This is a genomic window from Paraburkholderia sp. FW306-02-B, from assembly GCF_058782725.1.
Genome location: NZ_JBYSXZ010000002.1, coordinates 2,950,499 through 2,972,692, shown reverse-complemented (window position 1 = coordinate 2,972,692; position 22,194 = coordinate 2,950,499). Strand labels below are relative to the sequence as shown.

19 protein-coding genes are annotated in these 22,194 nt (G+C 62.1%); 12 read left to right on the top strand and 7 right to left on the bottom strand.

What is annotated here, in order from left to right; genetic code table 11:
• Nucleotides 1-14: 14 nt before the first annotated feature.
• From glgB to AC3WOG_RS34655, 4 genes are all read right to left on the bottom strand, one after another.
• Nucleotides 15-2,225, bottom strand: coding sequence for a 1,4-alpha-glucan branching protein GlgB (glgB, locus tag AC3WOG_RS34670; RefSeq protein WP_492582220.1), 2,211 nt, complete (start codon nucleotides 2,223-2,225; stop codon nucleotides 15-17).
• The gene (gene treS, locus AC3WOG_RS34665; protein ID WP_492582219.1) at nucleotides 2,218-5,694 is read right to left on the bottom strand and encodes a maltose alpha-D-glucosyltransferase; all 3,477 of its coding nucleotides are present in this window, start codon (nucleotides 5,692-5,694) and stop codon (nucleotides 2,218-2,220) included. The genes glgB and treS overlap by 8 nt, the downstream gene beginning before the upstream one ends.
• On the bottom strand, nucleotides 5,691-9,134 hold the full coding sequence (locus tag AC3WOG_RS34660; RefSeq protein WP_492582218.1) for an alpha-1,4-glucan--maltose-1-phosphate maltosyltransferase: 3,444 nt from the start codon (nucleotides 9,132-9,134) through the stop codon (nucleotides 5,691-5,693). Before AC3WOG_RS34660 ends, treS begins: the two co-directional genes overlap by 4 nt.
• 429 nt (nucleotides 9,135-9,563) lie before the next feature.
• Nucleotides 9,564-10,226: a DUF1345 domain-containing protein gene (locus AC3WOG_RS34655; RefSeq protein WP_492582217.1), complete on the bottom strand. Its 663-nt coding sequence runs from the start codon at nucleotides 10,224-10,226 to the stop codon at nucleotides 9,564-9,566.
• 368 nt (nucleotides 10,227-10,594) lie between these two features.
• On the opposite strand from AC3WOG_RS34655, the gene AC3WOG_RS34650 reads away from it, so the two are divergent.
• From AC3WOG_RS34650 to AC3WOG_RS34635, 4 genes are all read left to right on the top strand, one after another.
• Nucleotides 10,595-11,200: a sugar dehydrogenase complex small subunit gene (locus AC3WOG_RS34650; RefSeq protein ID WP_492582216.1), complete on the top strand. Its 606-nt coding sequence runs from the start codon at nucleotides 10,595-10,597 to the stop codon at nucleotides 11,198-11,200.
• A 234-nt stretch (nucleotides 11,201-11,434) separates the two neighbouring features.
• Nucleotides 11,435-13,036, top strand: a complete 1,602-nt coding sequence (locus tag AC3WOG_RS34645; RefSeq protein WP_492582215.1) for a GMC family oxidoreductase — start codon at nucleotides 11,435-11,437, stop codon at nucleotides 13,034-13,036.
• 20 nt (nucleotides 13,037-13,056) lie between these two features.
• The gene (locus AC3WOG_RS34640) at nucleotides 13,057-14,478 is read left to right on the top strand and encodes a c-type cytochrome (RefSeq protein ID WP_492582214.1); all 1,422 of its coding nucleotides are present in this window, start codon (nucleotides 13,057-13,059) and stop codon (nucleotides 14,476-14,478) included.
• A gap of 136 nt (nucleotides 14,479-14,614) precedes the next feature.
• On the top strand, nucleotides 14,615-15,355 hold the full coding sequence (locus AC3WOG_RS34635) for a metallophosphoesterase (RefSeq protein ID WP_492582213.1): 741 nt from the start codon (nucleotides 14,615-14,617) through the stop codon (nucleotides 15,353-15,355).
• Nucleotides 15,356-15,379: 24 nt separating this feature from the next.
• Here AC3WOG_RS34635 and AC3WOG_RS34630 read toward each other — a convergent pair whose 3' ends face one another.
• Entirely contained in the window at nucleotides 15,380-16,081 is a 702-nt protein-coding gene (locus tag AC3WOG_RS34630; protein WP_492582212.1) for an RES family NAD+ phosphorylase, read from the bottom strand.
• Nucleotides 16,078-16,515 carry an MbcA/ParS/Xre antitoxin family protein gene (locus AC3WOG_RS34625; protein WP_492582211.1) on the bottom strand — a complete coding sequence of 146 codons (438 nt, stop codon included), beginning with the start codon at nucleotides 16,513-16,515 and terminating at the stop codon, nucleotides 16,078-16,080. The genes AC3WOG_RS34630 and AC3WOG_RS34625 overlap by 4 nt, the downstream gene beginning before the upstream one ends.
• 169 nt (nucleotides 16,516-16,684) lie before the next feature.
• Between AC3WOG_RS34625 and AC3WOG_RS34620 the strand changes: the two genes are divergently transcribed.
• Nucleotides 16,685-17,245, top strand: a complete 561-nt coding sequence (locus AC3WOG_RS34620; protein WP_492582210.1) for a hypothetical protein — start codon at nucleotides 16,685-16,687, stop codon at nucleotides 17,243-17,245.
• Between the two features lie 8 nt (nucleotides 17,246-17,253).
• Here AC3WOG_RS34620 and AC3WOG_RS34615 read toward each other — a convergent pair whose 3' ends face one another.
• Nucleotides 17,254-18,183, bottom strand: coding sequence for an HTH-type transcriptional regulator ArgP (locus AC3WOG_RS34615; protein ID WP_492582554.1), 930 nt, complete (start codon nucleotides 18,181-18,183; stop codon nucleotides 17,254-17,256).
• 198 nt (nucleotides 18,184-18,381) lie between these two features.
• Here AC3WOG_RS34615 and AC3WOG_RS34610 point away from each other — a divergent pair, with 198 nt between their 5' ends.
• The 7 genes from AC3WOG_RS34610 to AC3WOG_RS34580 all read left to right on the top strand — a co-directional run bounded on the left by AC3WOG_RS34610 (nucleotide 18,382) and on the right by AC3WOG_RS34580 (nucleotide 22,023).
• Nucleotides 18,382-18,684, top strand: a complete 303-nt coding sequence (locus AC3WOG_RS34610) for a hypothetical protein (protein ID WP_492582209.1) — start codon at nucleotides 18,382-18,384, stop codon at nucleotides 18,682-18,684.
• Between the two features lie 622 nt (nucleotides 18,685-19,306).
• On the top strand, nucleotides 19,307-19,525 hold the full coding sequence (locus AC3WOG_RS34605; RefSeq protein WP_492582208.1) for a hypothetical protein: 219 nt from the start codon (nucleotides 19,307-19,309) through the stop codon (nucleotides 19,523-19,525).
• Nucleotides 19,526-20,347 carry a PAAR domain-containing protein gene (locus AC3WOG_RS34600; protein WP_492582207.1) on the top strand — a complete coding sequence of 274 codons (822 nt, stop codon included), beginning with the start codon at nucleotides 19,526-19,528 and terminating at the stop codon, nucleotides 20,345-20,347.
• Nucleotides 20,322-20,711 carry a lysozyme gene (locus tag AC3WOG_RS34595; protein WP_492582206.1) on the top strand — a complete coding sequence of 130 codons (390 nt, stop codon included), beginning with the start codon at nucleotides 20,322-20,324 and terminating at the stop codon, nucleotides 20,709-20,711. Before AC3WOG_RS34600 ends, AC3WOG_RS34595 begins: the two co-directional genes overlap by 26 nt.
• The gene (locus AC3WOG_RS34590; RefSeq protein ID WP_492582205.1) at nucleotides 20,698-21,126 is read left to right on the top strand and encodes a hypothetical protein; all 429 of its coding nucleotides are present in this window, start codon (nucleotides 20,698-20,700) and stop codon (nucleotides 21,124-21,126) included. Before AC3WOG_RS34595 ends, AC3WOG_RS34590 begins: the two co-directional genes overlap by 14 nt.
• Entirely contained in the window at nucleotides 21,057-21,623 is a 567-nt protein-coding gene (locus AC3WOG_RS34585; RefSeq protein ID WP_492582204.1) for a lysozyme, read from the top strand. The genes AC3WOG_RS34590 and AC3WOG_RS34585 overlap by 70 nt, the downstream gene beginning before the upstream one ends.
• Nucleotides 21,610-22,023, top strand: coding sequence for a hypothetical protein (locus tag AC3WOG_RS34580; RefSeq protein WP_492582203.1), 414 nt, complete (start codon nucleotides 21,610-21,612; stop codon nucleotides 22,021-22,023). Before AC3WOG_RS34585 ends, AC3WOG_RS34580 begins: the two co-directional genes overlap by 14 nt.
• Nucleotides 22,024-22,194 lie beyond the last annotated feature (171 nt).

Here is a 22,194-nt window from a genome sequence, read left to right as displayed (position 1 = left end):
TTACGGCACACCGATTAATCCGCGCGCAAAACGATCGTCGCGAGCGGCGGCAAAATCAGCGAAGCGGAGTAAGGCTTGCCGTGGCTCGAGATTTCCTCGGTTTGAACCAGCCCGCCGTTGCCCATATCCGAGCCGCCATACACGCCGGCATCGGTATTCAGCACTTCGACCCAGCGGCCGCCACGCGGCATCCCCATCCGATAGCCGACCCGCGGCACCGGCGTCATATTGCAGACCGCGACCAGTTCGCGCCCCGTGCCATCGCTGCGGCGATAGGCGAATACGCTGTTGCTGCTGTCGTCGCCGATCAGCCATTCGAAGCCGCTCGGCTCGCTGTCGAGCAGATGCAGCGCCGGCTCCTGGCTGTACAGATGGTTCAGGTCGCGTACGAGTTTCTGCACGCCGTGGTGATTCGCATCGTCGAGCAGATGCCAATGCGGCGACGTGTCATGATCGAATTCCGCCATCTGGCCGAATTCGCCGCCCATGAACAGCAGCTTCTTGCCCGGATGCGTCCACATGAAGCCGAAATACGCGCGCAGATTGGCGAAGCGTTGCCACGTGTCGCCGGGCATCTTGCCGAGCAGCGAGCCCTTGCCGTGCACCACTTCGTCGTGCGAGAGGGGCAGCACGAAGCGCTCCGAGTACGCGTAGACCATGCCGAACGTCATCTCATGGTGATGGTATCGGCGGTGGATGGGGTCCTCGTGCAGGTAGTGCAGCGTGTCGTGCATCCAGCCCATGTTCCACTTGAACTGGAAGCCGAGGCCGCCGTATTCGATACGCGCGGTGACGCCGGGCCACGCGGTCGATTCCTCCGCGATCGTGATCGCGCCCGGCACGCCCGGCACATAGCCGACCTCATGATTCAGCCGTTTCAGAAAGGCGATCGATTCGAGATTTTCCCGCCCGCCATAGATGTTCGGCACCCACTCATCGGCGGCGCGCGAGTAGTCGCGATATAGCATCGACGCGACCGCATCCACCCGCAAACCGTCGACGTGATAGCGCTTGAGCCACGCGAGACCCGATGCGATCAGGAACGCGCTCACCTCGTTGCGGCCGAGGTTGTAGATCATCGTGTTCCAGTCCTGGTGATAGCCTTCGCGCGGATCGGCGTGCTCGTAGAGCGGTGTGCCGTCGAAGTCGACCAGACCATGCGCGTCGTTCGGGAAATGCGCGGGCACCCAGTCGAGAATCACGCCGAGGCCGGCCGCGTGCGCCGTGTTGACGAATGCGGCAAACTGCTCGGGTTTGCCGAAACGCGCGGACGGCGCGAATTGCCCGAGCGGCTGATAGCCCCACGAGCCGCCGAACGGGTGCTCGGCGATCGGCATGAATTCAACGTGCGTGAAGCCCATGCTTTTCACGTACGGAATCAGCCGCTCGGCGAGTTCTTCCCAGTAGAGGCCGCGCTGGCCTTCTTCAGCGACGCGCATCCAGGATTCGGCATGCACTTCGTAGATCGAGATCGGTGCATTCGCGGTTTGCCTGGCCGCACGAGATTGAATCCAGTCGTGGTCGGTCCATTGAAACAACTCGACTTCGTCGACATGCGCGACCACGGACGCCGTGCCCGGCGGCTTTTCCGTCTGCATCGCGCAGGGATCGGCCTTCAGCGGCAACGGATGACCGTCGCGGGACAGCAGCTCGTATTTGTAGCGGGTGCCCGCGCCGACGCGCGGCACGAACAATTCCCACACACCTGCCTGATGACGCAGCCGCATCGGGTGGCGGCGGCCGTCCCACGAATTGAAGTCGCCGACCACCGAGACGCGCCGCGCATTCGGCGCCCACACGGCGAAGCGCACGCCAGGCACGCTGTCTACTTCCATCGGACGCGCGCCGAGGCATTCGAGCACCGCATACGGATCGCCGCCGGCGAGACGTCCCAACGGTTCGTCGCCGAGCACGGGGCCGAACGAATAGGTGTCCTCGATCTCCTGCACCACGCCGTGCCAGTCGATGCGCAAGCGGTACGGCGCCGCGGACGTGACGCGGCCGGCAAACAGTCCGGGCCGCAATGGCTGAAGCTCGCCGAGCGCCGTACCATCGGCGCGCGCAATGACGCTGACGTGCGCGGCATTCGGCAGCAACGCGCGCACCACCGGACCCGCATCCGTGTCATGCAGCCCGAGTTGCGAAAACGGATCAGGATGGCGCGCTTCAATGAGCGCGTCGATATCGAGCGGTTGAAGGCCTGCGGCCGGATCGTGCTCACTCATAGTCGCCCTCGGCCGGGTTAGGCGGTGCGGCGGCGTCCGACGCCTGGGTGGATGAATCGTGGGCTGGCGTGCCGGTGTCGCCAAGCAAACGGCTGGTGAGCGAGGCTAGGCCGCGCACCGGCAAACCGATCCACGTCGGACGATTGGCCGCTTCGTAACGGATCTCGTAAGCGGCCTTCTCGATCAGGAACAGATCGAGCAAGGCCTGTTCCGCTTCTGGCGCCCCGGAGGAACTGGCGACCAACGGCGGCTCCGCGGTGGCGATTGCGGCGCGGTATTCCTGTAGGAATGTTTTCGCAGCACTGGCGCGGAAACGTTCGAACAGCACGCGCTTGCGATCGGCGGTTTGCGGCGGCGCGCTTTCCATCGTGGACTGCGCCGCCGCGCTCGCATACGAGAGCGAGCGCAGCAAACCGGCCACATCGCGCAACGGGCTCGACTTCTGACGCCGTTCTTCGAGCGAACGCGCAGGCTCGCCCTCGAAGTCGATCAGATAGGCGTCGCCCTGCGCGACCAGCACCTGACCCAGGTGGAAGTCGCCGTGAATGCGGATACGCAGCGCGCCTGCTTCGGCCGGCACGAGCTTCTTGACGGCTTCGGTGAGTGCCGGGCGGCGGTCCATCAGGCTTTGCGCCAATGCTTTGGTTTCCGGGTCGGTCATCTGATCGATGCGTGGCGCGAGCAGATCGAGCGCGCCGGCGAGCATCGATAGCGTGCCGTCGATCCAGGCCTTCACCTGTTTGGCGCTGGCGCGCTCCGGTGCGAAGGCCGGGTCGTCGGAGGGCGCCGCGAGCGCCACATGCAATTCGCCGAGCCGCTTGCCGATGGTGCCGGCCAGCTCGCTATAGCTTTCCACCAGAATCGCCTCGTTGTCGCGATCCGGCGACTGCGCGTCCGCATCGACGGCAATCGCGAGCTCGTCGACCGAGCGGCGCAGGAAGTCGAGCGACCAGTTCCACGCGTCGCCCTGATTGTCGATAAAGCCCTGCAGGATCGCCAGTGTATGCGGCACGCCTTCGGGATCGACGCGCACCACTTCACCATACAGCGGCGCGGTGTTGGCGTAGCCGAGCTGCGTCAGATAGCGGCTGATTTCCGCTTCCGGATGAATCCCGTTCACCAGCCGCCGCACCAGCTTCAGCACCGCGGCGTCGGCGATGATCAGCGAACTGTTGCTTTGCTCGGCCGCGAGCCAGCGAACGTCGGGCCGCTCGCCCAGATGATCGAGTTCGGCGAAACGCTCGGTCGGGACGAACCTGATTTCGCTTTTCTGCACGGTCGGAACGACCGCGTGTTCATGCAGCTTGCGCAGCACGCCATGCGCGAAGATCGGCAGTGCGAACGCGTCGGTCAAGTGGCCGACGTTACGGCCGCGGCGCACGCGGGCCAGTGCCAGCTGGATGAACAGCGGCGTGGTGGTTTCGCCGCCCCACGTGATCGCGATCGGCACCACGTAGCGTTCAGTGTGATTGCCGACGTCCGCTTCGATTTCGGTGAAGGCGAAGCCGCCGTTCGGGATCGTGGTCAGCGCGGCGAGGCGCACGGCGTGCATCTTCTGATCTTTCGACGCAAACCAGCGGCGCCGGCTCAGCCATGACGGCAGCACTTCGGATTCCAGCAGACGGACGTTTTCCGGCGTTGGCCCGACCTGACCCTCGCGGATCACGATCGTGACGAATTCCGGCAGCGGTTCGGAATGCGCCTGCGCCCACGTCGGACGCTGGCCGCTCTCGCACAGCATGAACCACAGGAAGCCGTACGGCGGGAAGGTCAGCAGATAAGTAAGCTGACCAATCGCGGGGAACACGGAATCCGCGGTCATTTCGATCGGCACCGAGCCGTTGAACTCGGACAGATCGAGTTCGACCGCCTGCGGCGCGCGCGACAGATTCGCCACGCACAGGATCGGCGGCTCGCCCGGCATCTCACGCAAATAGGCGAGAATCTTGCGGTTCTCCGGTTTCAGGAAGCGGATCGTGCCGCGCCCAAAAGTTTGCTTCGCGCGGCGCGTGGCGAGCATGCGGCGCGTCCAGTTCAGCAGCGAATGCGGATCGCGGCTTTGCGCTTCGACGTTGACCGCGTCGAAGCCGTACAGCGAGCCCATCACCGGCGGCAGCACCAGTTGTTCAGGATCGGCGCGCGAAAAACCGCCGTTGCGATCCGACGACCATTGCATCGGCGTGCGCACGCCGTCGCGGTCGCCGAGGTGGATGTTGTCGCCCATGCCGAGTTCGTCGCCGTAATAGATCACGGGCGTGCCGGGCATCGACAGCAACAGCGAATTGATTAGCTCGATACGGCGGCGGTCGCGCTCCATCAGCGGTGCGAGGCGCCGTCGAATGCCGAGATTCAGCCGCGCGCGGCGGTCGCTCGCATAGGTGTTCCACAGATAGTCGCGCTCCGAATCGGTGACCATTTCGAGCGTCAGCTCATCGTGATTGCGCAGGAAAATCGCCCACTGGTTGGTTTCGGCGAGGTCCGGCGTTTGCCGCATGATGTCTGTGATCGGGAAGCGGTCCTCGCTCGCAATCGACATGTAAATGCGCGGCATCAGCGGGAAGTGGAACGCCATATGGCATTCGTCTTCGTCGCCGAAATATTCCTTCACGTCTTCCGGCCACTGGTTTGCTTCGGCGAGCAGCATCCGGTTCGGATATTCGGCGTCGATGGTCGCGCGGATCTTCTTCAGAACCGCGTGTGTTTCGGGCAGATTTTCGTTGTTGGTGCCTTCACGTTCGACCAGATACGGCACCGCATCGAGCCGCAGACCGTCGATCCCCATGTCGAGCCAGAAGCGCATCACTTGCAACACCTCGCGCAGCACGGCCGGATTGTCGAAATTCAGATCGGGCTGGTGCGAATAGAAGCGGTGCCAATAGTAGGCGCCCGCAACCGGATCGTGTGTCCAGTTCGACGGCTCCGAATCGATGAAGATGATCCGCGTCTCCTGGTACTTCTGATCGGTATCCGACCACACGTAGTAGTTGCGATGATTCGAGCTGGGCTTCGCGCGGCGCGCGCGCTGAAACCACGGGTGCTGATCCGACGTGTGGTTGATCACCAGTTCGGTAATCACGCGGATGCCGCGCGCATGCGCTTCCTGAATGAAGCGCTTCACGTCGGCGAGCTGGCCGTAATCGGCGTGCACATTGCGGTAATCGGCGATGTCGTAGCCGTCATCGCGACGCGGCGACGGATAGAACGGCAGCAGCCAGATCGCGTTCACGCCGAGTTCGGCGATGTAATCGAGCTTCGCGATCAAGCCCGGAAAGTCACCCACGCCGTCGTTGTTCGCGTCGAAGAACGACTTGATGTGTACCTGATAAATGATCGCGTCTTTGTACCAGAGCGGGTCGTCGCTGAGCGCGGCGGGTTTGCCGCGCCGCGACGTCCGCGCTTTCGCCGCGCTGCCGGCGGCTGTGCTCGCATGGGCCTGCGACGTGCTTTGGGCTGGATCGTCACGCTTCATGTCGCACCTTCCATTAGGATTGGGTTGCCAGTGTCGTCTGCGTGATAGTCGTGGTCGGCATCATCCGGGCGGTCGGCGGGCAGGCCGCCGAGGGGCGCGATGCGCCAGATCGAGAACGGTTGTCCCGAGCCGAGCTGTATGTGCTGCCAGCGGCCATGCCATTCGAAGCGCGCACCGGTCATCTGATCGGTTACTTCCAGCGCGCCGTGGTCATGCAGATTCCAACGCTTGAAAGTGTCCCACGATAATTCGATGTCGGCGCCCTGTTCATTGAACGGGTCGAGATTGATCGCGACGAGGATCACGTTGTCGCGTGCTTCGGTCGCTTTCTCGAAGAACAGCACGTGGTCATTGTGCGCCGGCAGGAACGTTAAGCCGAGATGCGTTTGCAGCGCCGGGTTCGTACGCCGGATCCGGTTCAACGCGCTGATCTCGCCGACGATGTTGCCGGGCCGGTTCCAGTCCCATGCGCGCAGTTGATACTTCTCGGAGTCGAGATATTCCTCGCTATTCGGCAGCGCGGCCGCCTCGCACAATTCGAAGCCGCAGTACACGCCCCACGAACCGGCGAGCGTCGCCGCCAGGGCCGCGCGGATCAGAAAGCCCGAGCGCCCTGACGACTGCAAATGGCGCGGATTGATATCCGGCGTATTGACGAAGAAGTTCGGCCGATAGAAATCGCGCGCATTGGTTTGCGTGAGCTCGGTCATGTACTCGATGAAATCGCGCTTCGATTCGCGCCACGTGAAATAGGTGTACGACTGCGAGAAGCCGATCTTGCCGAGCCGGTTCATCATCCGCGGCCGCGTGAACGCTTCGGCGAGGAAGATCGTGTCCGGATAACGCGAGCGGACGTCGTCGATCATCCATTCCCAGAACGGCAGCGCCTTGGTGTGCGGATTGTCGACACGGAAAATATGCACGCCCGCTTCGATCCAGAACAGGATCACGTCGCGCAACGCGAGCCACAAATCGGGCCTGGCGTCGTGCGCATAGAAGTCCGGATTGACGATGTCCTGGTACTTCTTCGGCGGATTTTCCGCGTAACGCAACGTGCCGTCGGGACGCCACGCGAACCAGGTCGGATGCTCTTTCAGCCACGGATGATCGGGCGAGCATTGAATCGCGAAGTCGAGCGCGATTTCGAGGCCGTGCGCATGTGCTGCAGCCAGCATTTTCTTGAAGTCGTCGAGCGTGCCGAGTTGCGGATGCACGGCGGCGTGGCCGCCTTCGGCCGCGCCGATCGCATACGGGCTGCCGACATCGCCCGGCTGGGCGTTCAGCGTGTTGTTGCGGCCCTTGCGATTGGCGAGACCGATCGGGTGGATCGGCGGGAAGTACAGCACGTCGAAACCCATGTCGCGCACGCGCGGCAGTTTCGTTATCACATCGGCGAAGGTGCCGTGGCGCGATTCGTCGTCGCTCATTGAACGCGGGAAGATCTCGTACCAGCTCGCGAAGCGCGCGGCGGTGCGCTCGGCTTCGATCTTGTAGACGATCGGATCGCGGCTCAGGAACGGGCGGTGCCGCGCGGCCGTCATCGCCTTCGCCGTGGCCGGCTCGAGGATCAGCGCGAGCTTCGCGTCGGGCTCGGCCTTGGTGAAGTCTCTGACGATATGTTCGAGCGGCCCGGTCACCGCGCCGTCAGACGTTTCCACTTCGGCTAGCACGAGCGCGAACAGATGCGTGGCTTCTTCGAGTTCCAGTTCGACGGTTTGGCCGGCTTTCAGCTTCTTCTCGATATGCTCGACCAGCGAGGCGAAGTCGTCGCGCCACGCGATCACGGTGAACTCGTGGCGGCCGAGGCGTTCGAGCGGGATGCGCGCGCGCCAGAGGTCGAGGCCGGCCGGTGGCGCCGGGACCATCGGCACCTCGTGCCACGCGGTTTCGTCGGCGGCGCGCCAGACCACGGCGGCGGCGATCTTGTCGTGACCCTCGGCGAAGATCGCCGCGCCGATCTCGACGCGCTCGCCCACCGCGCGCTTGACCGGAAAGCGTCCGTTATCGACCGAGGGCGTCACGCTTTCGATCGCCACGCGCGGTGCGGCAATCGCGTCGAGCACGGTCTTATGGCCGCTGAGCTTGCTGCTTGCCTTGTCGATCGGCGGTGCGAGACGGATCGGCTGGTCGGCCACGGCGCGGAACAGGCGGCATGCGCCGGGAGCGAGCGTGAACGGCGTCAAGCCGGCCGGCGTGACATGACCAGGCGCCTCGAGCGGGACGAAGCGCGTGAAATTGCCCGGCACGCCCGCGAGGAAGCGCGCCGGATCGAGGTGTACCGGCGCGCCGAGTTCGGGATTGATCGCGATCAGGACGGCTTCGCCGGCGTTGCGCAGGTCCGGGTGGTCGGCGCGCAGCAGCACGGCGGCCGGCGCGCCCGGCCCGCTCAACGGACGCAGTTCGCCGTTGGCGTGCAGCGTTTTCGTATCGCGTACGACTGCGTTCGCATGCGTGATCCGTTCCGAGAGATCGAATTGTTTCGACTGACAAGCGAGGGCATATCGCGAAGCGTCGCCGCGCGTTTGCCACATCGGCTCCGTGATGCCGTATTCGAAACCCATCGGCATCATCCAGCCGGTGCCGGTCGAGGCCGCCACCAACAGCGCGCGCCTGTAAGCCCGCTCGGCCACGGCTGCGTCGTGCGCATCGCTCAGATCAGCAGCGAGGCGCGTGCCGTAAGGAACTTCGGGAAACGCGATCGGCGCACCGACGCGCGCCAGCGCTGCGTGCTCTTCGACCATCCAGCTGGCGCGGAAGTCCCACCAGCGTACCGACGAGAACACGCTGTCGAAGCCCACGCCTTCGAGACCGAGCAGATCGCCGCGTGTCAGACCCGGCGTCGCGGCGAGGAAGCGCACAGCCGGATGCTGCGCGCGCACCGCGTCGCCGAGTTGCCGCCAGACGGCAGCCGGCACGCGATGCGGCGAATCGAAACGGAAGCCGCCGACGCCCGCGTCGGCCAGCGCCAGCAACTGACGCGTCCACCAGCCGGTCAGCGCCGCGCTGCTGTGGGCGTCGTTGAAGTTCGCGTAGGCGACGTTGTCCTCGCGATGCGCATGGCGTGGATCGAGCCGCGCCTCTTCAGACTCGAATGGGTGGAACCAGCCGGCATGTTCGGCGTACAGCGCGCCATCGGCGGCCATCCGGTCGATCACGAGATCGACCAGCAGGGTCAAGCCGTTCTGACGGGCGGCGTCCGCGAGCGCCCTGATTGCCGCGGTGGCCGGTTGCTGCGTGTCGAATACCGGATGCAGCCGGCTGTGATCGCCGACCACCTGCCCGTGTCCTGCCCGGCCCGGCTCGAAGAGGCTGCCGATCAGCGCATGATCGAAGCCCAGCGCGGCTGCGTGAGCGAACTGCGCAGGCCAGGCATCGAGCGGCCCAACGAGAAGTGAATGAAGAAAGTAGATCCGCGGCGCGTACCCGTTTGGAGATTCCATCGGTCTTTTCCAGATTCGTCCTGCTGCGGTGTGGATGCAATTGGCATGCGATCACAGCGCTCATTGGGCTTCCAGAGCCGGATACCGCGCGATGCGTGACGCGAGGGCGCGTACTGGTCAATGTAGTGCAAAGATCGTCGTCCCGCTGGCCAGTAATGGGCGCATTGACGCCAGACGTCGATTGGACGGGGGCTGGCCAGATCGATTGACAATCAATTGGCAATACGCTGCAAACCGCAGCAAACGCTGTGCCAGCGAGTTGTCGACCGGGGCTTGGGCGTGCGAAGCGTGCGCCCGAAAGGTGGGGCGCAGCGAGGATGGCGGGTGGTGGCTAACGGGCCGCGTGTAAAACGGGCGGACGTCGTCCGGGTTTTTACACGCGACCGGCGGAATGGGGAGCGATTATTCGAAGGAGGCGATGCTGCAGTGTCACGAACCGACCAGGCCCGCCGCGATGTTCACGCACAAGCCCAGTACGGCGACGTTGAAGTAGAACGACAGGATCGACTGCGCGAGCGCCGCGCGGCGCATCGTACGCGAGCGCAGCACGACGTCGGAGGTTTGCGAGGCCACCGCGATCGTGAACGAGAAGTACATGAAGTCCCAGTAGTCGGGCTGGAGCTTGTGGTCGGGGTACAGGAGCGGGGTCTCTTTCGCGTCCGGGTCGTAGTAAAGACGTGCGTAGTGCATCGTGAAAATGGTCGGGATCATGAACCACGCACCGATCATCGTGAGGCCGGTCAGCAGATAGTGCCATGCAGTCGAAGCGCCGGCCGTGCCCTTCGCCGATGCCAGTTCGAGCACGATGGCGGCAATGCTGGCAATGGTCGCAACGCAGATCACGACCAGCACGACGCCCGCGTTTTCGTCGTCGCGTAGAGCGGACTCGCGGACCCGGCCTTCGTCGGCGGAAGCCATGTGCACCCAGATCAGGACGAGATAGCTCCATACGGCGGCGTCCCAGCCGACCAGGCCACGCACCATGGAGCGTGTGTGCTCGGGCACCACGAGCGCGGCGACGACGCCGATTGCGAGGCCGACCAGCATGCGCGGCCGATTGCGTAAAACCTGTGGAAAGTATTTTGTGAGCATGGGGGCGGGGCGGGGAGTCGAGCCAATCGGTGTGTCGCGGATTCTACCCGCGCTTCGGGTGCCATTTGTCGAACGGGCGCATCAGAGGCTATAGTCTTTCGCAATGGCCTTGCACACTGCTTTCAGTTGAAAGGCGATTGGCAGGCAGCGGTTTCTGTCGTACTGCGTGCCGTTTTCATACTCTTTTCACACGGCCGTCATCGGCATAACGTCACGCGGCTCGCATCCGCATGCACCGCTCGCAGCAGAACAAGACCGCTTAAGCGGCGCAAGACCAGGTTCGGCGTAGAGCAATCGACGCAACGCGCGAGTGGCATCACGCCATGCCCGCGTTGCACGTTGGAAACGACTCACCATCTGGAGCCCCCATGACAGATGTTCCTGAGAACAATGATGCGCACCGCGAAGTGACGCATTCAGCCGGGTGTTCGTCGTCAACTTCGTTTTCGTCCTCAGTTTCCTCATCCCGCAGAGCATGGGTGCTGGGTGCATGCGCCACGGCCGCCGCGCTGGCGTTTGCCGGCGCCGGCCGCTCCCTCTCGTGGAGTGCCCCCGCGTTTGCCGATGCGCCCGCAGGCGGCGGCCTCGACGCCTTTCTCGTCCTCTCCCAGCGTCTGACCGGCCGCGCCAGCTTCGACACGGTGCTCGGCAAGCGCGTTTACGACGCCCTCGTTAAATCCGACAGCCAGTTCACCCAGAATATCGCCGCGCTCAACACATGGCTGCAAGGCCATGGCGGCGTGCCGTCCGATACCGTCACGCAGGCTTTGCAGGTCGACCGGCCGGCGCTCGCGAAGTCGGTGAGCGCGATCATGCGCGCGTGGTACCTCGGCCTTGTCGGCGAGATGCCGCGGGTGCAGGTGGTCGCCTATGAAAAAGCGCTGATGTTCGACCCGGTCAAGGACGTGCTGACGATTCCGTCTTATTGCCGCGACGTGCCGTTCTACTGGACCAGGAAGCCCGTGGGCGCCTGAACGACGTTGCTCTCGCGCGTGCCGCCCCTCACCCGGTTGGACGAGGCGCCGGCACGCCATGACAGCAAGCAGAGATAAGCCAGCACAACCATCGTGCATGGGACCGGAGTAAGTGCTGTGCATGGGACCCGAGTAACGCGCTATGGGGCTGGAGTAAGCGCTAACTCCAGCCGACACGCGAACTCTGGTCGACAGCTGAAGCGCTAACTCCGGTCGACACAGAAGAGGGTAACAATGGCAAATTCAAATTCCGCCGATATCGTCGTGGTCGGTTCGGGTGTGGCAGGCGGGCTGGTCGCGCATCAAATGGCGTTGGCCGGCGCGTCGGTGATTCTGCTCGAAGCCGGGCCGCGCATTCCGCGCTGGCAGATTGTCGAGAACTTCCGCAACTCGCCGGCCAAGTCCGATTTCGCGACGCCTTATCCATCGACGCCTTACGCGCCGCATCCCGAATACGCGCCGGCCAACAATTACCTGATTCAGAAGGGCGACTATCCGTACAACTCGCAGTATGTGCGGCTGGTGGGCGGTACGACGTGGCACTGGGCGGCGGCCGCTTGGCGGCTGTTACCGTCGGACTTCCAGTTGCGCAAGTTGTACGGCGTCGGACGCGACTGGCCGTATCAGTATGAAACGCTGGAGCCGTGGTATTCGGCGGCTGAAGTGCAACTCGGCGTGTCAGGACCGGACAATTCGATCGATCTCGGTTCGCCGCGCTCGAAGCCCTATCCGATGAGCCAGCTTCCGCTCTCGTACATGGACCAGCGCTTTAGCGACGTGCTCAATGCGCAGGGCTTCAAGGTGGTGCCCGAACCGGTCGCGCGCAACAGCCGTCCGTACGATGCACGGCCTACCTGCTGCGGCAACAACAACTGCATGCCGATCTGCCCGATCGCCGCGATGTACAACGGCGCGGTGCATGCCGAAAAGGCCGAACAGGCCGGTGCAAAACTGATTCCGCAAGCGGTGGTGTACCGCGTCGAAGCCGACAACAAAGGACTTATCAAGGCGGTCCACTACAAGGACCCGAACGGCAACAGCACGCGCGTGACCGGCAAGCTCTTCGTGCTCGCCGCGAACGGCATCGAAACGCCGAAGCTGATGTTGATGTCGACCTCCGACAAATTCCCGCGCGGCATCGGCAACAGCTCCGATCAGGTGGGCCGCAACCTGATGGATCATCCGGGCACCGGCGTCACTTTCCTCGCCAACGAGCCGCTGTGGCCAGGACGCGGGCCGATGGAAATGACTTCGATCGTCAACTTCCGCGACGGCGCGTTCCGCTCCGATTACGCGGCGAAAAAGCTGCATCTGTCGAACGGCGTGCCGACCATGGGCGTGACCGCCGATCTGCTGAAACAAGGCCTCACCGGCGCCGAGCTCGACCGGCAGATTCGCGACCGCGCCTCGCGCACGCTGAACATCAACAGCTTTCACGAGCATCTGGCCGAGCCGCAGAATCGCGTGGTGCCGTCGGCGGATCACAAAGATGCGCTCGGCATTCCGCAGCCCGAGATCTACTACTCGATCAACGACTACGTGAAGAAGAGCGCGGCCAACACGCATGAGCTGTATGCGCAGATCGCGTCGCTGTTCGGCGGCGCCGAAGTCTCCTTCGACGATAGCTTCGCGCCCAACAATCACATCATGGGCACCACGATCATGGGCAGCGATGCGGCCGATTCCGTCGTCGATGCGGATTGCCGCACGCACGATCACTCGAATCTGTTCATCGCGAGCAGCGGCGTGATGCCGACTGCTGCGTCGGTGAATTGCACGCTGACGATCGCGGCCTTGTCGCTGAAACTGGCCGACAAGCTCAAGCGCGAAATCTGAGCCCTGAACGGAGAGCCACAATGACGAAGAACACCTCTCGCGTGCAGCAGGGCAATACGCTTTTGCAGAAGGCTCATCGCCGCGGCTTCAGGGTTGCGACGCTGGCGGCGGCTTTCTCGCTGTTCGCGCTGTATGTCGCCTGGCACGAAGCACATGGACCCGGCGCGCCGCGCAACGACGAATTGCCGATCATGCAAGCCCATGCCGACGATGCGTCGCAACCGGCCAATGCCGGGTCTGCGGCGACGGCCGCCGCCAGCGATCTCGTGAAACGCGGCGAGTACCTCGCGCGCGCCGGCGATTGCGTCGCTTGCCACACCGCCGACAAAGCGCGCCCCTTCGCGGGCGGCCTGCCGATCAATACGCCGGTCGGCACGATCGTGACGCCGAACATCACGCCCGATCCGGACACCGGCATCGGCCAATGGAGCGACGCCGATTTTCTGCGCGCGATGCATGAAGGCATCGGCAAGAGCGGCGAGCGGCTCTATCCTGCGTTTCCGTATGCGGAATACACGAAGGTCACCGATCAGGACGTGCTGGCGATTCGCGCGTATCTGAAGACGCTCACACCGATCCACTACACACCGCCGCGCAACAGCCTGACGTTCCCGTTCAACCTGCGCTGGCTGATGGTGTTCTGGAACCTGTTCAATTTCACTGAAGGCCGTTTCGTCCCTGATCCGAAGCAAAGCGCCGAATGGAATCGCGGCGCGTATCTGGTCGAGGGACTGGCGCATTGCGAGGAGTGCCACACGCCGCGCAATTTCATGCAGGGTTTGAAGTCGAGTTCGCGGTTCTCGGGCGCGGTGCAGGCCGGCTGGCATGCGTACAACATCACGCCGGACAAGAACAGCGGCGTCGGCAACTGGAGCGACGACGAACTGGTCTCGTATCTGTCGGGCGGCGCGGCGCCCGGCCGTGCCAATGCAGCCGGTCCGATGGCCGAGGCGGTGACCGACAGCACGCAATATCTGACGCGTGAGGACCTCGGCTCGATCGTCAAGTATCTGCGCTCGGTGCCGCCGATCAGCGGCGGCGAAGCGCGTGCGCGCGACCAGTGGGGCAATCCTGCCAACGACGTCGCCGCGCTGCGCGGCACCGCGATCAACGCCGTCAACGGCGCGCAGCTGTTCGTCGCCAATTGCGCGACGTGCCATAACTGGACCGGCGAGGGTATCGGCGCGAGCGCGCCGGGCGCGTATCCGTCGCTGATTCACAACACCGCGGTAGGCGCGAGCGACGCCAATAATCTGGCCCTGGTGATTCTGCACGGGGTCAACCGTACGACGAAACAGGCCGACGTGCTAATGCCCACATTCGGTAGCGAGCTCACCGACGACCAGGTTGCCGCGCTCACCAACTACGTGACCAAACAGTTCGGCAACCCGCAGTCGACGGTGACCGTGGATCAGGTGGCCAAGTTGCGCTCGCAGCAATAATGACTGCGTATGTCGCGTATTTCCGGTAAGCCATGCCGAAAATGCGCCGTTTTCGCGACGATTGCACTGTGCGGGGCACGACGAAAAGATAGGAAGCGCGCATACGCATCCGCGCGCGCCGCACTATCATGGTCGAATGGAATCCGTACTCGTCACTCCCGTGCAGCATCATGCGGTCAATCCGAGCGGTCGCGACTTTGTTGTCGGCGATCTGCATGGCTGCATGGATGCACTGCGTTATCTGCTGCGCGAGATCGCGTTCGATCCGGCGCACGACCGGTTGTTTTCGGTCGGCGATCTGGTGGACCGCGGCGAGCATTCCGAGCAGGCGTTGGCGCTCCTCGACAAGCCGTGGTTCTACGCCGTGCTAGGCAATCACGAAGACACGTTGTGTGCTGTCGCCGACGGGCGCTTGCGGCGCCAATGGTGGTACGGGATCGGCGGCACGTGGGCGATGGATGTGACCGACGAGCGTTTGCAGCATTACGCGGAACGTTTGCGGATGCTGCCGCTTGTACGTGTGGTCGGCAGCGGTAAAGAGCGCTTCAATATTCTGCATGCCGAATTCTTCGGTACGGACGCCGATCTCGACGCTGCGAATTTTTCAGCCGACGTGCGCCAGCAATTGCTGTGGGGCCGCGATCTGGCGATAGGCAACGGCGATCCGCTGCGGCAGCGCGGTCTCTCGCTGACTTACTGCGGCCACACGCCGATGCGCGACATCCAGCAGATCGGTTCACAGGTGTTCATCGACACCGGCGCGTTCGGACCGGGCGGCAAACTGACGATCGTCGAGCCCCACAGGTTGCGGCGCTGGTCGATCTCGGTCGAAGCGGCGCGCGCGGAAGGCGCGGCGGCGCTGGCTTTGCCTTCCTGAGGCCGCTCGCCCTCTGTTTGTCTTTCAGCCCACCTGGTTGAGTTCGAACACTATATCGACGCTGCTGCCGTTCCAGTTGTATTCCAGATACGCCGCGTGATGGCAGTCGCGTAACAGTGTCGTTCTGAACGCGGCGAGACACTCGCCTTCGTCGTCCCGCACCGACGGATACGCGATGCCCGGCGCGCCGGCTTCACGCACGGCACGGCCGAGCGTTTGTCCCGCAAGGTAGTCGTCCGGCGACAGCACCGCGAGATCGAGCGACGCATCGCTGCGTATGTCGACCACCTCGCCTTGCGCCAACACCGTGTACAGACGCATCTGCTGACGCATCGGCGGCTCGGACGTAGCTTCCAGAAATTTACCCGTGTGATAGCGCGTTTCCGCGATCGCGGTATCGCGCGAGCGGGCGCAATAGAACACGCCGTAGGTGCCGTCCGAGAAGCGGCTGCCGAGCGGATTCAGGTGCGTGAGCGCGGCCATGATCGGCCCATAACCCGGCCCGAAACGGCGCTCTTCGCGCGGCACCAGATCGAGTTCGCCGACTTCGGTGCGCAGACGGTCGTTGGTCATCGCTTCGAGCGCGTAGAGGGCGTCGAAATCTTCCGGCGAAGCGACCCGGTCGAACAGATTGACGGCCGGAAAACGCGTCGGAATCACGCGATACGCGGGCGACCAGTCGAGCGGCGCGGTGCGCCAGCGGTCCTGCCAATGCGGTTCTGTCACGCCCAGCCGCCTCGCATCGCGTCGAGATACTGGCGCACGGCGACGAGGTCGCTGATGTTGCCGGCCAGCATGCGGTCCAGCGCGCGGCGGCCGCCGAACGGCGGCGCGCTGTTGGGGCGCTTGATCCAGGCATCGGCGGCGCTGGGCTGCGGCAACAGAATCTGTAGCGCTTTATAAATGCCGAGCAGCAGCGACAGACGTTCGAGCGTATCGCGCCCCACGCGAGCCGTTTCCGGTGCCGCCTTCCATTTGAAGAAGGTGGAGCGGCCGGGCGAGCCGAGCAGGACGATCTGCTCGTCGGCGCTCAGATCCCAGTCGCGAGCGATGTTGAAGAACGCACGCAGGCCCGCCGCGGACATTTCCGTGAGCGAAGGTTCCGGCACAGGCCGGCGACTCGGCGGTTCGGGTTGGGGGGCGCGGGCGGCGTGAGACATGAGCGTGTGAGTCCTTATATGTACTTGATATTGATATTAGTCCAATTATGGATTATTGCAAGGGAATATAATCCCGGCTCGTTACGAAGCCGAAGATCAGGAGAAGCTGCAGATGTGGGTTCGAGTAATAGCAACGGCAGTTGCCGTATGGTGTGTTTCTGGCGCGGCAATGGCTGCTGGATATGCGGAAGTGTGGAATCCTCCCGAGGCCACCGGACATGCCGCGAAGCATGCACAGAAAACGGCGGATGGATCGAAGCTCAAGTCTACAACTGGCGCGAAGACGGCACCGAAGCACGCGGCGAGCGGTCAGCATGCGGCGCAGCGGGTGGCGTCGGGGTCGAAGAGCGGCGCGAAGCCGGCGCATGGCAACGTAAAGAAGGTCGCGGCCAAAACTACGGCCAAAAGTACGGCCAAAACTACGGCCAAAGGGGCGGTTAAGGGCGCGCTGAAGTCGAAGCCGGCCGTCGTGGTACAGGGTAAAAAGCCGCACGCGCAGCTCGCTCAAGCGAAACCCGGTCAGGCTAAGATCATGCGCGCCAATCTGGTTCAAGGTCATGCGGGGCACGCCCACGTGGTGAAGGTCGCGGCGAAAACCGGGCCGGCCAAACCAGCCGTATCCCCCACGAGCGCACCGGCTAAATCCGCGGCCGCGCCGGCTAGTCCCGCGAACGTAACGGCCAATCCCGCTACGGCCAGCAGCGGTTCGCTGCCGCCGATCCTTCACTGACCTCGATCTCAGGCAGCGCGTTTGCGTTTGGTTTTGCTGCCCGGCGGACCCAGCGCCGCGCGGCCGAGTTCGACGATGCGCGCCGATAGCTTTTCGAGGCGGGGCGACTGCACTTTCCACGCGTGCCAGTACAACTCGACATCGGTTGGCTGCCTGGGCGCGAGGTCGACCAGTTCGCCATGCTCCACGGCGTGGTGGAATTCCAGTTCGGGCACCATCCCATAAGCCAGACCGCGCTGGATCGCCATGTAACGCGGCACCGGCGCCGGCACGTAATGGCACGGATACGCCTCCGGTGGCAGACCGAAACGCGTCTCGAGGAAGCGCGCCTGCAACGCGTCCTTGCGTGAGGACAGAATCACTGGCGCGCGCCGGGCGGTCTCGCGCGTCAGTCCATTCGGAAACCACCGCTCGACAAACGCCGCCGACGCCACCAGCCGATAACGCATCGCGCCGAGCCGCTCGGCGAAACAGCCGCGCATCGGCGCCGGTTCGGTGGTGATACAGCCGATCGCGAGGCCCGATGCGAGCAATGCATGCGTGTGATCCTGGTCGTCGACGGTCAGATCGAGCAGCACGTTTTCTTGCAGCAGGATCTCGGAGAGCGCTGGGAAGAACCAGGTGGACAACGTGTCCGCATTCACTGCGGCGGCGACGTGCAGCAATGCTTCATTGGCGCCCGCCAGATCGCTGGCGAAGTCGTCTTCGAGCAGCGCGGCGCGGCGCAGATATTGCAGCAGCCGCTGGCCCATCTGCGTCGCGCGGCATGGCCGTGTGCGCACGATCAGCGGCATGCCGAGACGCGTTTCGAGCGCCCGCACACGCTGCGAAACCGCCGACGACGTGATGTTCAGCCGCGTCGCGGCCTGCTCGAAGCTGCCGGTTTCGATGACCGCGCGGACGGCGGCGGTTTGTCGGGGGTCGAGGTCCACTTGGATACCTTGAAATGATGAGTTTTTAGATTAAGCAAAAACCTGCGTTTTACCGGCAGGATCAGGCAGGCAACGGAGTTCTGGACTGACGACTATAACGGCCACAGCACGCGCATCAATTTCGGGAGCATCAAGCTCGCCGATTACGGTTACGGCGCGTACATCGATCTTGCGCGCGCCTGGGACCAGGACTTTCGCTGGCGTATGCACTACAACGCCGGCAATGATGAGCTTGAATTCAGCAACAACGGTGGACGGTACGTTGCGTTCGCGAGCGACGGCAACATTTTTTGCGGCGGGCGAGGGTGGGTATGGGATGGCATCAACATCGCCAACAGTAAGATAGAGGCGGCGACGACGTTGGGCGGTGGATGGCGAATACGGGCAACAGCAATAACGTCGGTGCCTATCGGCTGGACAACGGCGCGTGGAGTCCGAATCCCGGCGGTGGCTCATGGGTTGAGCGTGGCACCGTACAAACCAGTGGCGGATGGCTTGTCCGACTGATCCAGAGGGTGATCCATGAGACCACCTGGACGCACTTCGCCATCGCACAGGCGGACCGCGACGTCGCGCCGGCAGATTCTTACGGCCCATCCCGGCAACGGGCCGACGCGCTACACAACCGGGCTCGGGTAGCCGAAGCCGCCGAGGGGCAGGCTGTGGGCTCACCGGCTGAAAATCGCCGCTAGAGGCGTTGCGCGCCAGTCTCCGTGCTTTTTTTACCCCGTTGCCCGCCCCCCGGGAGAGTCGCCACGGCCTCCTGCGCGCGCCAGGTGGGCCGCATTGCATGGTTGTTCTGGGTAGTCCTCCCCGATTCTCCCCCCTCGACCAGCCCGCGCGATTCATGGCGCGGGCTGGTCGCTCATCAACTTGCCGTTCATTTTTCGAACTTGTTTGATTTTATTGACCTGGAATTTGTGCAAACGTTTCGGGAGAAATGGGGCGCGAGTCTGGTATCTCGCGCCTTGTTCACCCCCTGCGCCGCTGGCGCATTTTTTCATAGGAGGACCAAACAGATGCACGAACAGGCAGGCGAAGGAAATGGCACCCGATACCGTTTCGCGATTATCGGGACATTCATCGAACGCGGTGGGCGAGTCATAACGGCACTGACTTGGAGGTTGTCATGAGACCACATGTTGCCAGCGGCCGGTCGGCCCGTCATGGCCAGCAATTCATCCTGAGGGACTGCAACGGAAGGCCGCTTCGGCGGACGTACTACACGATCCGTCTGCCGTCCGGTTCGCTCGTTCATGGCACAACAGACGATATGGGTCTGAGCGAGCGCCACGTGATAGACGGCGCGCGCGGTCTCGCGATCTATCTCGGTCACAGGAAGGTGTAAATGCCTGGCACCTACTACGCAGTGGTCGGAGGCGACCGGCTCACCAGCCGCGACGGAAGCCGGGTTTTTGCGAGCGGTAATGGTATCTGCAATATCGAAGGCGAAGATGGCGTCCGCCGTCGCATGGTGTTTATTGGTGACGAGGCATATTGCAGCGCGTGTAACAGCGTTTGTGTCATCGTCGGCGGCGCAGGCGTCAGCGAACAGCGCCGCATGCTTGATCTTGTGAATGGCATGCGCCGCCAGGCGGTCGGCGGTGACGAGGTTCTATGCAAGTGTTCCAGACCGCCGAGAGTCATTGCGGTACACGGTCAACGCTGGATGATTCATGACCAGGGCGATATCCCACAACAGGTTGCGCGTGCGACTGAGTCCGCGCCGTCGCTCATCTACGACGAACAGTTCACGCTCATCGACGCGGCCGGTAACGTGCTCGCGGACACGTATTACATCGTCCGTATGCCATCGGGCGAGCTAATCCACGGCATCAACGACTCGTCGGGCAGTTCCGCGCGCTATAGGGGGACAGCGCGCAGGACATTCACGTTTATCTCGGGCATCGCGAGGTCGCGCAATAACGCGCTTTCGATGACAACTCACACGAAGAAAGGAGAAAAATATGCCAGACGCTCTCTGCAGGGCAACAACGAACACAAACCCCAATTCGAACGTCACGGTTTTCACATCTCGCTTATGCAACCCGTTGAAATTATCAGATGGCGGAATTCGATTTATGGCTGTATGCGAAAGCTCAGTACTAAACGGAACTTATCTCGGCATGCCGGTTGTAGATGGGATGATTTTGAAAGTCTACAACGATAGCAAGGGAAACCCGACGGTCGGGCTCGGGCACCTCGTTCTTTCCAGTGATCATTTGCGTGTCGGTGATGTGATTACGGTTGAGCGTGCACGGGAGTTTGCCAAGAAGGATATAGCAGATAGTGAAAGGGCTATCAATCGCCGCGTGCATGTCCCGCTATTACAGTATGAATATGACGCGTTGGTGAGCGTCGCATTCAACGCAGGACCAGGCAATGGAATCGCTAGACTCGTAGACAAAGTAAATACCGGAGTCTATTCTTCGATACCAGACTACATCCTTACTTATCGTGCCAATGGAATCGAATGGCGTCGCCGCCTTGAAGCGCGCCTTTTTTTGACGGGGAACTACGATGCACGTCATTAAATGGTCCTGTTTGGCGATTGCACTATGCTCGTTTCAGGTTGTTCGCGCCGATGAGGCTATCGACAATTCCAACTGCATGCAACACATTGGTGGGGGTGGTTTCGGCGATTTCGATTGCTACGAAAATAATGCCAAACTTCTCGAAGGAGATAATCAAAAAATCGCAGCAAAGATTAGACAGATCCAGGGCGTTACCCGTGCGAATAGAGTTGAACTTAACCGGTATATGCGCGCACAGGATGAAGTTGCGAAATCCTGCGACCTAGCCGTTAACCTTGCTTATTCATGGAAACTGGGCGCTTCGCCAAAAACACATCGGGATTTGTACGATGTCATGACCGCGCGGTGCCACTATACTCTACGAAAGGAGCAAAACGACTTCCTGCACGATCTGTATTCGATCAGGATCGATTGACTAGCAAGCAGGCCCCGCTTCGGCGGGTTTTTTCATGCGACATTAAACGCGGCACGTCTCTCAGCAGATCCTATGCAGGTCACAAAGTGATAGAGGGATTCATTCTGACTGCATACCTTGACAACGTGGGAATTCCAACGGTTGGATGTGGACATCGAATAATCTCGTCCGATCATATCAACATTGGAGATGCAATTACTTTGGAACGTGCGAGAGCCTTCAAAAAGAGAGCCATAAAAGAGGTCGAGGCTCGATTGAACTCTGATATCCACGTTCCATCATTTCAATACGAGTGCGATGCCATTGTTAGCATCGTTTATAATTGTGGATCGTATGGTGGCGCAAATGAAATAATCAGAAAAATCAACACGGGACACTATGATAAAATGTTCAACTATATACTCACATATCGAGTCGGAGCAAACAAGGGGGTTCGGCGTCGGCGATATGGAGAAGCTCGTCTGTTTGCGGCAGGAGTCTACGATGCATCACACTAAATCGCGCCTAGCTTGTTTTGTCGCTCTAGCCTTTGTTTCCGGCTTGGTAGCTGCGAAAACCAATCCTGAATGCTTGAAGCATTTGGGTGGCGGTTACTCCGACGCGCAGTGTTACCACGGTCTGAGCACGGACCTGACTGCGGATAATAAACATCTGTATGGAAGTGTTCGCAAAACGATTCCGGCTGGCAACATGCACGCGGAGTTGCTGCATCAATATATGACGGCGCAAGATCAGGGAGTGAAGTATTGCGAATTGCAGCGAAACGCCGGGGCAATGTGGAAGACCGTGCATGATGGGTCCATGTTTCCAGCGATATACGAGCAATGCGTTTATGACCTGCGTAAAGAACAGAATAAATTCTTGAAAGACTTGCTGGAAATGGCGAACTGGAAATAAGTCAAAAACCCCGCTTCGGCGGGGTTTCTCATGCGGCATTAAACGCGGCCCATCTCTCAGTGGTCCGTGCCAATGGAATCGAATGGCGTCGCCGCCTTGGAGCGCGCCTTTTTTCAACGGGGAACTATGATGCACGTCATTAAATGGTCCTGTTTGGCGATTGCACTATGC